Below are 12,815 nucleotides of genomic sequence, written 5' to 3' on the forward strand. Positions count from 1 at the left end.
AAGAAGGAATTCGTAATGGAAACGATTGTACAAAAATTTGGTGGTACTTCTGTCGGAAGTGTTGAACGCATTCAACATGTAGCAAATTTAATTATTGAAGAATACGAACGAGGACATAGTGTTGTCTCTGTCGTTTCAGCGATGGGCAAAAGTACAGACGATCTTGTAGCACTTGCTAACGCTATTACAGAAAATCCAAGTAAACGTGAAATGGATATGCTGCTATCTACAGGAGAACAAGTAACTATTTCATTATTAACAATGGCTCTACAAACAAAAGGCTATAGTGCAATTTCATTAACAGGATGGCAAGCTGGTATCACAACAGAATCTGTACATAGTAGTGCACGGATTACTGACATTAATACAGATCGTATTCAGTCTTATCTTGCTGAAGGCACAATTGTTATCGTAGCTGGTTTTCAAGGAGTAAGTGAAGAAAATGAAATTACAACGCTTGGACGAGGTGGTTCTGATACGACTGCTGTCGCATTAGCTGCGGCACTAAAAGCAAAAAAATGTGATATTTATACGGATGTGACCGGCGTATATACGACTGATCCACGAGTTGTACAAGATGCTTATAAATTAGATGAAATTTCTTATGACGAAATGTTAGAACTTGCCAACCTTGGCGCTGGCGTATTACACCCACGCGCTGTCGAATTTGCTAAAAATCATAACGTAGTTTTAGAAGTTCGTTCAAGTATGGAACAAGAAAACGGAACAATTGTAAGGGGAGAATGTAACATGGAACAACAATCAATCGTTAAAGGTATTGCATTTGAAGATAATATTACACGTGTCACAATTAAAGGACTAGAACAAAGTTCACTTTCAACAGTTTTCTCTACATTAGCAGCAGCACATATTAATGTAGATATTATTATTCAAAGTATTACTAATGAAGGAACTGTACATCTCTCCTTCTCGATTCACTCCAATGATTTAAGAGAGACTTTAGAAGCGTTGGAACGAAATCAAGAAACTCTTCACTATGAGTCTGTAGAACATGAAAATCATTTAGCAAAAGTATCAATTGTAGGATCAGGTATGGTATCTAATCCGGGGGTTGCTGCGAATATGTTCACTACTTTAAAAGAAGAAGGTATTCATATTAAAATGGTAAGTACATCTGAAATTAAAGTATCGGTTGTCATTGACCGAATTCACCTAGTAGATGGCGTTGAAGCACTCCATCAATCATTTATGGCGAAAATTGAGCCTTTAGTGCAAATGATTTAATTTCCGCCAATAAAACTTACAACAAATTATATTAATCTATTTTCTTCCTATATAAATAGAAAGCTATCTACATAGATTTCAAAACTCTATGTGGATAGCTTTTAACTTGTTATACTTATCAAAAAAATCATTATAAAGCAATTGAAATATTCGTTATACCCTTTCCTAGGAAATATAACCGACTCTTCTCACTTCTTATCATATATATCTTTTCGCTCTCTCCCTCGAAAAAACGATCTGCATTCATTTAAAATAACTTTCTTCACGTCAGAGTCAAAAACCATCATGAATAGTGCAATTCCTAACAATATCTCTTGAATTCCTTTATAATCAATGAAAGCACTCATAATTAAAAAACCGCAGCCAATATAAAAACCAAACTCATTCTCTTTCTAAAAATCCTCATCTTCTTCATCCATATGTATTTTTTCTTTAAAGTTTTGATTCCCTTTTATTAGCTCATCTAACGTTACGTTATACATTTCGCTAAGTAAAATCAAATTTTCAATGTCAGGACAGCTATTATCATTCTCCTATTTGTATACTTCCTGTCTCGTTACACCAATCTTTTTAGCGACATCTTCTTGCGAAAACCCTTTTGTTTCTCGTAATTTTTTTAGTTGTTCTCCCAAGTTCATAACGTTCCCTCATTTAACGAATTATTACATAAAAGGAACTATAAAAGAAAGAAACTGTTAGTAGAACTTACTGTAAACCATTCGTTTACATAATTAAAAAAAGGGAGAATAGCTCCATATTTGAGCTACTCTCCCTCTCGCTTCTATTAAAACAGATGAATGTTTTCTTTCTTACAAGCTTCACGTAAATCGTCAGGCCATACAGAAGATTGAACTTCACCGATATGCGCTTTACGTAAGAAGTACATGCACATTCTTGATTGTCCAATACCACCGCCAATTGTTAATGGTAGTACATCTTCTAATATACCTTTATGGAAATCAAACTCACGTTTAAAGTCATCACCAGTTTTCGTTAACTGCTCATCAAGTGATTTACTATCAACACGAATTCCCATTGATGATAATTCGAACGAAGCTTGTAGTACTGGGTGCCAGAATAAAATGTCACCGTTTAGTTTCCAATCATCATAGTCAGCTGCACGTCCATCGTGTTTTTCACCTGAACGGAGTGCATCACCAATTCCGATAATAAAGACTGCACCGTGTTCTTTCGCAATTGCATGCTCACGATCTTTCGGAGTTAATTCTGGATATTTATCTTCTAGCTCTTGGGAAGTAATGAAAACAACATCTTCTGGTAAATACTTTCCAAGGAACGGATACTTTTCAAATAAGTGATCTTCTAAATCTTTGAATATTCCATAAATTGTTCGTACTGTTTCTTGCAAGTATTCTACAGTGCGCCATTCTTTTTGAACAATTTTTTCCCAATCCCATTGGTCAACGTAAATGGAATGTGTTGCATCTAGTTCTTCATCACGACGAATCGCGTTCATGTTTGTATATAAACCTTCACCAGCTTCATATCCATACTCATGTAATGCAAACCTTTTCCACTTCGCTAGTGAATGAACAATTTCTAACTCTTCTCCTGAATGTAACATATCAAATTCAATTGGACGTTCTACACCGTTTAAGTGATCGTTTAATCCTGATTTCTTCGTTACGAATAATGGTGCAGATACGCGGAATAGTTCAAGGCGTTTTGCTAACTGGTCCTCGAAAAATGTTTTAACTTCCTTAATTGCGATTTGAGTCTCTCTTACTGTCATTAATGATTGATACATGGTGGTTTCCTCCTAAAATGTTTGGATGTTGTGAAAAGAAGCCAACAAAAAAAGCCCTTCTTCCCCAAAAAACTGGGACGAAAGGCTTTGGTTCCGCGGTACCACCCAAATTAGCAACAGAGGTTGCTCACTTATACAATACGGAGATGCAATATCTCGATACTGTTCTTCTTGTAACGGCGAAGTTCCCGGCTAAGTCTACTTTCCTATAAAGGATTTCGGTTAGCGACTCCAGGAGGTTCTTCATAATAGGCTTCGTATCAGGCTCACACCATCCCTGACTCGCTTGAACTACATCCTACTACTACTCGTCCTTTCATAGTCGTTTTGTTGTCACATCTCTGAAACATTTTATTAATGATTATTCTATACAAAAAAACGAGAAAGTCAACAAAAAGTTTTAAAATATTTTGCAATTCTTTATTTTACAGCTTTATTGATTGTTTCTAATTTTAGCACCTTTACTTCTTTTGCCTCGTCAATCCAAAAAATGTTTCACTAACCGAAACTAACATATACACAACCACTAATGTGATCGTTCGAAAAATTGAATCAGCAGTATTTCTTATTATTTTCATTTTCTTTGTAATTCCTTTCAGTTTACTCACCATTTCATGATATACTATAGCATTCAAGCAGTTTGTTTTTACTTAAAGCAAACATAGTCATTTATCGGGAGTATTTTTCTAAAACATTGGCTATTATCAAATAAGATTTTTTATATAACGGAGTGATTATATGAGTAAAACGAAAGCAAAACCAAAAAAAGGTGTAGGACAAGGTACAGGAAGTAAAGGATGGAACCGTTGGCAATCTAGTGCAAAGAAAAAGAAAGCTGCAAAACCATACAAAAGTAAAGGCACAAAGAAGTAAAATAAATAGTGTCTTATTTCTTTACTTTGTTCAAAACAAAATATAATTATTACAACAAAAAAGCTATGCTTTCATATAGGTGAAAGCATAGCTTTTTTCATTTCAAATCATCAGTATATTCCTTATTTCTTCCTCCGTAATAGAAGATAACTTCTCTTCTCCCGGCTCAATCACTTCAGCAATTAAATTTTTCTTACTCTCTTGGAGCTCATGCATCTTTTCTTCAATCGTTCCGTGAGCTACTAACTTAATCACTTGCACTGTATTTTTTTGCCCCATTCGATATGCTCTATCTGCCGCTTGTTGCTCAACTGCTGGATTCCACCATAAATCGTATAATATTACCGTATCTGCACCCGTCAAGTTAAGGCCCGTACCGCCAGCTTTTAAAGAAATAAGAAATAGGTCCCCTTCTCCTTCATTAAATCGATTGCATAGCTCTACACGCTCCTGCGAAGGTGTACTACCGTCTAAATAAAAGTATGGAATTGCTTGACGATTTAGCTCGCGACCAATAATGGAAAGCATCTTCGTAAATTGAGAAAAAATTAATATTCTCTTCCCTGTACTTCTACATTCCTCTAATATCTCTAACAGCTGTTCAAATTTAGCTGAACTGCCCTTATAATCATCGACAAATAAAGCAGGATGATTACAAATTTGGCGCAGTCTCGTTAAACCAGCTAAAATTCTAATTTTATTTTTGCGTAACGTATCCTTGTCTAAATGTTTTAACGTTTCTTCTCTTAACTTCGCTAAATAAGCAGCATAAAGTCTCTTTTGATCGGGTAACAACTCCGATGATTGTAAGTGCTCTATTTTGTCTGGTAACTCATTTAATACGTCGCCTTTTAATCGTCTTAATACGAATGGTTTTACGCGTTTCGCTATATCTTCGCGCCTTAAATCACCGAATTCTTTTCTTCCTGGTAATAATTCTGGGAAGACGACATGGAAGATAGACCATAGCTCTTCTAATGAATTCTCTACAGGTGTTCCCGTTAATCCAAAACGGTACTCTGCCTGAATCGTTTTCACTGCTCTTGCTGTTTGCGTCGTATGATTTTTAAACGCTTGTGCTTCATCAAGAAATAACGTATGAAACGGCCTTGCATACAACCTTATATCCCTTCTCAGTAATGGATATGACGTAATTACGACATCAAATTCCGCTATATCTTTTAAAATATTCCGGCGCTCTGCTTGACTTCCATCTGCAATAACCGCTCTAATATGCGGGGCGAATTTTTTCAATTCACTAAGCCAGTTATAAACAAGTGATGACGGTGAAACGACTAATATCGGCATTTTCTTCTCTCGAATTTCAGGCAAGACAGAATCTATAAAAGCAATACTCTGCAACGTCTTTCCAAGCCCCATATCGTCTGCTAAAATACCCCCAAAACGGTAATAGGCGAGTGTTTTCATCCACTCGAATCCATACACTTGATACCCTCTCATCACAGCATGTAAAGTATTTGGCACAGCAAACTTTAATTTTTTCGGATTTTGAATGTTTTCCACTAACTCTTGAACAGACTCATCTAAACTTAAAACGTTTCCTTCGTGAAGTCCGTTCATCCATTTTACACTCCGAATAAGCGGTACATTTACTTCTTCCCCATGTAAAAACTCTTTCCGAATACCCGATTCTTTTACAAATTGATTAATTTCATTAAACTCTTTACTCTCTAGTGATAATAACGAACCGTTCGCTAATCGGTAATATTTACGTTTCTCTTCAAGAGCCGCTAATACACCTTTAATTTCTGCTTCCGGTATTCCTTTTATATCAAAACGAAATGACAACCAATCAATTCTTTCTTTTCTTCTCACTCTAATAAGAGGAGCTGTATCACCTTTATGAATTCTTAATTTGATTGCTGTTGTCGCATAAATATCAACTAAGCCTTTTAACGTTGGAACGACGTGATATAAAAAATTGTACTCAGCTTCTTCATTATGCATAAAGTAACCGCCTTCCGTTTTCGCGAAGGCACTTTCACTCATCATTTCTAAAATCTCTTTTTCCTTTTTCTCATCACGATTAAAAACAGACGGTTGCCCGTCTTCTTCTAGCGGATTAATCACGACATTTCCATAGTGGAATTCGAGACCGGCTAACAAACGATTTTTCACTCGATCTAAATACAATTTCGCTTTTAGCAAAGGCGTTTCAACACGATCAGATATTATTTCATCAATTTTTACAGTACCAAGCTTCATTAACCCAGGCACAACTTTCGCTACGAAATGTTCCATCTTATTTTCTGGAATGTAAAACTGATTGCTATTTGAACGATTCATCATCTTTTGTAATTCAATAAGCCGCATACACTCTTCCATATGTAAATGATATAGTTTCCCGTCATAAAGTGCATTGTTATACATATCCATAACTTGTACACGGTTTAGTCCGTCTATATGAAGTGTAAATCCGCCATTATTCCCTTTCGTAAACTCAAAATGTAATGGCAATAAACCTTTAGAAACTTGTAAACCATGAAACAGTTGTTCATTTTGTTTCAGCTGTACATACTCAACTCTAGAAAGTAAAGAGAGCATATCATTCCATGAAGCTGGCGGTATTAATATCAAACTTTCATCTTGTTTTGCATGTACTTCTAGCGCATCCTCATACATTTTTTCATTATGATGAATTTTAATAAGTTGCTGAATAATTGCGTCCGTCTCTTGTTTAAAACTATGTACATCTGGTGTATATGTAAATTCATTTGAACAATGAAAAGACTCTCTTTTCTCCACTTTAAAAAGAAAATCTCTAATATGATTTATAAAATGTGATTTCGCAAGTTTCAACTGCATTCCAAGAAGAGCCCCACCATTTTTCATAGCTACCGGTGTACATATAAACGCAACATCTAATATTTCACGTGTATCAAAACGGTGTTGTTTACTTTTGGGTTTCAGTGGTTTGTCTGCAAACAACTGAAACATCCCGCTCGTTAATTGATCATTTTCATTCTTAATCGTTTGCTGATTATAGTTTATATACAATAAGACAGCAGCAACATGTTGACAGTACGTTTGAAAAGACGCTAACGAAGGACAACTACATCTCGCAACAACATCACCTTTTTTAGCTTTTTCTACTGTAACATGAAAATCTTCGTTCCCTTTTACCGTCGCCTCGCAAATCTCTTTAACTTCATCATATTGATTCACTATCACTTTATTTGCTTTATAATAAGCTTCGCCTCTTTTATATGAGGTTTCTCCGCATACTTCTTTAATAATTGATTTATTTAATGTAAAACTCATTGTTTTGACACTTCCTTAATGTAAAACCATTTTCTCTTACTTAACATTTTACATGCTCCACGAGAAAATATAAAATGTTGATTTAACAAAAAAAGATGCTTATTTATAAGCACCTTTTCACTCTATCTCCATCAACCGCTTCGCCTCAAAATACAACACTTGAATAAATTTCTTCGTATTAATACGTATATGCCCAGAAGCAGCTACTTCATCCTTCGTCATTTCTGTCATCCGTTTTCTAACTACAGTAAAATCAAAAAATTTCGGCGCATAGCTTTCAAATTTTGGATTTGAAAAGTCTGTTAGTCCAAGAGAAGCTAAATGGTTTAACGATTGATAAATCGCTCTTCTTACCCTTTGTTCAGATGCTTTTTTCTCTTTATCAATATCCGCATCTAAAGCTATATCTCCTAATTTTCTTATCGTAATATGATGGAAAATTTCTTTTAACGCTGGAAATCCAAATTCAAATGTCTGCGCTTTTTCTTGTCCATTTAAATATTCCAGCATACTAAGTAAATCTTTACTTCCATTCTCTCCTGCAATACCGAGCTCTGATAGTAAGAAGCGTCCTGAATCTGCTATCTTTTTTGCTTCTTGCACTGGTTCACTACGCATTTGCGGCTGCTCCCACTGAAACACATTGTTCAATGATTTTCGAATATCATATATGGAACGCTCTAAGCGAATCCGTTCCATTACTTTTCGTACGACAGATTCAACTTCAATTTTGTTTAGTGGTTTCGTAATATAATATTCCACACCAAGTGTATACGCCTCACCAATGAGTTGTTTCGATTCAACTTGGGAAATCATAATAATTTTACCAGTGAAAGAAGACGCTATATGGCGAACTGTTTCAATCCCATCTCTCATCGGCATTAGTAAATCAATAAATAAAATGTCCACTTTTTTATAATTTAACTGTTCCGCTTCAATAAACGCTCCATCTTCCGATTCTCCAATTACTTCCCCAAGGTCGCCATCTTCAATAATTTGCGAAAGCATCGAACGAAAAACTTCATCATCATCTACGATATAATAAAACAACTCTATTCCCCTTCCCGCTTTAAACTACACTCCGGTAAACAAACGACAAACTTACACCCTCTGCCAGTTTCTCTATCTTCTAACCTCACTTCTCCGCCAAGCTCTGTTACCATTTCGTTTATGTAAGAAAGTCCAATTCCTGTGGACGGTGTTCCCGTTTGATCATACTTTGAAGTAAACCCGGGCTTAAATACTAATTTCTTATATTTTTGTGCAATACCGGGACCATCGTCAATTACTTCAAAGAATATATGTTCATCTCGTTTATATAGCTTAATCATAATGAGACCTCTCCCCTCAATTGCTTCAACTGCATTTGCAACTAAGTTATTAAAAATCGATAAGGCCGTATACACATGATATTCTGCATGCGCACCTTCTATATGTTCCGAAAAACGTATATCTTTTCCCAACATTTCAGCGTACTTCTCATTTATCCTTACAATCATTTCCACAAGCTCGTGTCCCTCTACATACTCAGCCACATTTTTATCTAATAACAGTTTAGATAATCCTGCAAAAATTCTTTGATTATCTTTTTTTATTTCATGTACTTCCCCCGCTATTTTCAATGCTGTTTTACCATTCGAATCATCGATTACTTGCAAGTTCCGATATAATTGATATGCTTCTTGTGTAATTAACTCCGCATTTTGTAACGTTTTTTTCAAATGAACAGATTCTACATATAAATTAGAAAGATGCATTAACATATTTTCATTTTCTTTTCGCACTTGTGATTCTTTTAATTTCGTTTCATATAAGTTCATCATATTTAAAAAACCGAGTGCAAAGAAACTACGAAAAATAGCAATAATAATTAACTTATTTACTTCAGAAACCGTTATTGTTGTACCGAGCACTACCATATGATAAATCGCAAGTTCTGACATACTTGCGATAATTTCAATTGTAATTCCAAGGCACCCAATAACTATTGGCTTCTGATGAAACTTATTCACCCTACAAAGCGAAAAAAGACTTCCATAAATAAAATAATAGAAAAATACAGGATAGCGCAAATAAAATGATTCCGTCATATGAAATGAACCTTGCATGATCCAGTCAAGGCATACGCGGAATAAGACTACACATATACCGACAAGAATACCTGCAGCTGCTGCTGGTACTCTTCTTAAAAATAGTAATAAAAAGAAGAATAGCGGTGTCCCAAAGCTAACACGAAACATATCGTTAAAAGGATGAAAATTCAGCTCTCCAGCAATCGGAACAACGATCATTAATATAATTAAAAGGGACATATCATTCTTCCATAATTGATTCCAATTCAACAGTGCCACTTCCTATGCATTTTTTCAATAGTACAAATGAAAGCCCGCTTATAATTATAAACGGGCTTTATTTCTATATTCTAACCTTTTCTACCGCTTTTATTTGGCGATACTCTGGCTTCCACATTGCTTCTTTCACTGCAATCTTGATATCGTTATCACTTAATTTCTCTCTAGCAACACCTTCTGCAACTGCAACTTTTGCTACTTCAATTGCAACCATTTCGGAGATATTACGTAACTCTTCAACTTCTGGCAAAATAGGTGCTCCTGGCTGACTTGTATCTACCATGCTTGCAACTGCTTCTGCAGCTGCTGCGAACATTCCATCCGTCATGACGCTAGCACGTACAACAATTGTTCCAAGTCCTAGCCCTGGGAAAATAAGTGCGTTATTTGATTGCCCGATCACGTACGTTACACCGTTATACGTAACTGGTTCAAATGGACTACCTGTTGCAACTAACGCTCTTCCTTCTGTCCATTCAATTAAATCTGCTGGTTTTGCTTCAGCAAGTGGCGTCGGATTCGACATTGGTAAAATGATTGGTCTTTCTACATGAGAAGCCATTTCTTTAATAATCTCTTCTTTAAATGCGCCCGCAACAGTAGATGTACCAATTAAAATTGTCGGTTTTACATGTTTCACAACTTCAGCAAGTCCGATCACATCATTTTCTTTCCAGTCACTTACTTCCGCTTCTTTTCTTGCATATGGAATTTGGAAATCAAGCAGATCTTCCATATTATCTGTAACTAACCCGTTTCGGTCAATACACCAGAAACGATTATGTGATTCTTCTTCTGATAGGCCAGCGCGGACCATTGCATCTCTTACTTGATCTGCGATACCGATTCCAGCTGTACCAGCGCCAAACACAACAACGCGGTGTTCGCTTAAAGGTACACCAGAAACCTTCACTGCCGATAATACCGCAGCAAGTGAAACTGCACCTGTACCTTGAATATCATCATTAAACGTACATACGTCATGACGGTATTTATCTAAAATTTTTCGTGCATTTCGAGAACTGAAGTCTTCCCAATGTAAAAGCGCTTTCGGGAATTGTTTATTTACCGCTTGAACAAATGTATCAATAAATTCATCGTAAGCTTCACCTGTTATACGAGGATGACGATTTCCAATATAAAATGGATTGTTTAATAGTTCCTCACGGTTTGTACCTACATCTAAAATTACTGGTAATACACGGCTAGGATCGATTCCAACTGCGGCCGTATAAACAGCTAATTTCCCGATTGCGATGTTAATGCCACCAACGCCCCAGTCACCAATTCCTAATATACCTTCTCCATCTGTTACAACGACTAAATCAATGTTTTCAGCTGTTGCACCGATATTATTGAATGCTTCTTCAATACCTGATGGATCGTTAATTGATAAATAAACACCACGTGGTTTACGGTATTCATGACTATATCTTTGAATTGCTACACCGACAGTTGGTGTATATACAATTGGTAACATTTCACGTAAATGATCTGTTAGAATGCGATAAAATAACACTTCATTTCGATCATGCAACGCTGTTAAGTATACATTCTTTAATAAATCATCTGGCTGAGAACAAAATTGTTCATATGCTCGGCGTGCTTGTTCATCTAATGTTAAAACCGCTGGCGGTAATAACCCTTTTAAACCTAACTCTTCTCTTTCTTCTTGCGTGAAAGCGACCCCTTTATTTAAAAGTGGTGTTGATAATACTTCTACTCCTCTTAATGCTGTTTCTAATGCCCCATTAGAAGCCACTGTAAACTTACTCATAACATCCCTACCTCTATTCATATATAACATTTCTATATTGTAAACAAAAAAGAGGGGCTTGTCCCCCCTCTTCTTTTAATTTTTCTTTAAAAGAGTTGCTCCTGCAATCCCTGGATGAGTCATTTCAAACGGATCTAAAATTAACTCCAAGTCTTCTTGTGACAATACACCATTTTTCATACAAAGTTCTCGAACGGATTGACCTGTTGCAATTGCTTCTTTCGCAACGCGAGCTGCTGCTTCATAACCGATATGAGGGTTCACGGCTGTAATAATTCCTACACTCTTCTCAACATACTCTTTTAAGCGATCTTCATTCGCTTCAATTCCTTTTAAGCAATTATCTGTAAAGGCACGGAAACCGTTATTCATAATGCTAATAGATTGAAGTAAGTTGAAAACAAGTACTGGTTCCATAACGTTTAATTCTAATTGTCCTGCTTCTGAAGCAAGGCAAATTGTATGGTCGTTACCAATTACTTGGAACGCAATTTGGTTAATCACTTCTGGCATAACAGGGTTTACTTTCCCTGGCATAATAGATGAACCTGGTTGACGAGCTGGTAGCATAATTTCTGCTAATCCAACACGTGGACCTGATGCCATTAGACGAAGGTCATTCGCAATTTTAGACATGTTCATCATACATACTTTTAGTGCTGCAGATACTTCAGTATAAGCATCCGTATTTTGCGTCGCATCTACTAAGTCTTCAGCACCAACAAGTGGTAGTTCACTAATTGTAGCTAAATGTTTTACAACTGCTTCAATATATTCTGGATCTGCATTTAAGCCTGTACCTACTGCAGTTGCTCCCATGTTTACTTCATATAAATGTTGACGTGATTGCTGAATTCGTTTCATATCACGTCCAAGTACGCGAGAGTATGCTTTGAATTCTTGTCCAAGACGAATTGGTACAGCATCTTGTAAATGTGTACGACCCATTTTAATAACATGATCGAACTGTTCTGCTTTTAATTCAAATACATCATGCATATAACCCATCGTTTGTAATAAGACTTCTAATGCATTTAATGTTGCGATATGAATCGCTGTTGGGAATGCATCGTTTGTTGATTGCGCCATATTTACATGACTGTTTGGACTAATATAATGATAGTCTCCCTTTTCCATTCCTAATAATTCAAGAGCACGATTGGCAATGACTTCATTTGCGTTCATGTTCATTGAAGTACCTGCACCGCCCTGAATTGGATCGACGATGAAATGATCATGCCATTTTCCTTCTAAAATTTCTTGAGCAGCTTCTGCGATTGCGCCACCCTTGTTCAATTCCAATCTTCCTACATCTGTGTTAGCAAGTGCTGCTGCTTTTTTCACAATTGCAAACGCTTTAATTAAACCTTCATGAATTTTGTATCCTGTAATCGGAAAATTCTCTACTGCACGCATTGTTTGTACGCCGTAGTATGCAGAATTTGGTACTTCTTTTTCACCTAAAAAATCTTTTTCAACTCGCACGCCATTTTTAACTTCAGTTAATGTTGCCATCATT

Annotated in this window: 8 protein-coding genes, 1 pseudogene and 1 other annotated feature; of the genes and pseudogenes, 2 read left to right on the forward strand and 7 right to left on the reverse strand. The window is 36.1% G+C overall.

Translation table 11 applies throughout. The annotated features are described in order from the left end of the window. Positions 1-15: 15 nt before the first annotated feature. On the forward strand, positions 16-1,245 hold the full coding sequence (locus tag COC96_RS03895) for an aspartate kinase (protein WP_098768353.1): 1,230 nt from the start codon (positions 16-18) through the stop codon (positions 1,243-1,245). A 188-nt stretch (positions 1,246-1,433) separates the two neighbouring features. Here the strand turns inward: COC96_RS03895 and COC96_RS03900 are convergent. After that, positions 1,434-1,883 (reverse strand): annotated as a pseudogene (locus COC96_RS03900) (helix-turn-helix domain-containing protein). A 146-nt stretch (positions 1,884-2,029) separates the two neighbouring features. Beyond that, positions 2,030-3,013 carry an aspartate--ammonia ligase gene (gene asnA / locus COC96_RS03905; protein WP_097902169.1) on the reverse strand — a complete coding sequence of 328 codons (984 nt, stop codon included), beginning with the start codon at positions 3,011-3,013 and terminating at the stop codon, positions 2,030-2,032. A gap of 70 nt (positions 3,014-3,083) precedes the next feature. Beyond that, positions 3,084-3,342: a binding site (T-box leader), on the reverse strand. Between the two features lie 409 nt (positions 3,343-3,751). On the opposite strand from asnA, the gene COC96_RS03920 reads away from it, so the two are divergent. Beyond that, positions 3,752-3,886, forward strand: a complete 135-nt coding sequence (locus COC96_RS03920; RefSeq protein ID WP_000047591.1) for a DUF3934 domain-containing protein — start codon at positions 3,752-3,754, stop codon at positions 3,884-3,886. A gap of 102 nt (positions 3,887-3,988) precedes the next feature. Here COC96_RS03920 and COC96_RS03925 read toward each other — a convergent pair whose 3' ends face one another. The 5 genes from COC96_RS03925 to aspA form a co-directional block, all read right to left on the reverse strand. After that, complete coding sequence (locus COC96_RS03925) at positions 3,989-7,168, reverse strand: DEAD/DEAH box helicase (protein WP_098768354.1); 3,180 nt, start codon at positions 7,166-7,168, stop codon at positions 3,989-3,991. A gap of 117 nt (positions 7,169-7,285) precedes the next feature. Next, the gene (locus COC96_RS03930) at positions 7,286-8,218 is read right to left on the reverse strand and encodes a response regulator (protein ID WP_098267399.1); all 933 of its coding nucleotides are present in this window, start codon (positions 8,216-8,218) and stop codon (positions 7,286-7,288) included. A gap of 2 nt (positions 8,219-8,220) precedes the next feature. Continuing rightward, positions 8,221-9,519 carry a sensor histidine kinase gene (locus tag COC96_RS03935; RefSeq protein ID WP_097902173.1) on the reverse strand — a complete coding sequence of 433 codons (1,299 nt, stop codon included), beginning with the start codon at positions 9,517-9,519 and terminating at the stop codon, positions 8,221-8,223. 64 nt (positions 9,520-9,583) lie between these two features. After that, positions 9,584-11,296, reverse strand: a complete 1,713-nt coding sequence (malS, locus tag COC96_RS03940; protein ID WP_141536168.1) for an oxaloacetate-decarboxylating malate dehydrogenase — start codon at positions 11,294-11,296, stop codon at positions 9,584-9,586. Positions 11,297-11,371: 75 nt separating this feature from the next. Then, the gene (aspA, locus tag COC96_RS03945) at positions 11,372-12,811 is read right to left on the reverse strand and encodes an aspartate ammonia-lyase (RefSeq protein ID WP_098768383.1); all 1,440 of its coding nucleotides are present in this window, start codon (positions 12,809-12,811) and stop codon (positions 11,372-11,374) included. Positions 12,812-12,815 lie beyond the last annotated feature (4 nt).

This window comes from Bacillus cereus, from assembly GCF_002577405.1.
GTDB classification, from domain to species: Bacteria; Bacillota; Bacilli; order Bacillales; family Bacillaceae_G; genus Bacillus_A; species Bacillus_A cereus_AU.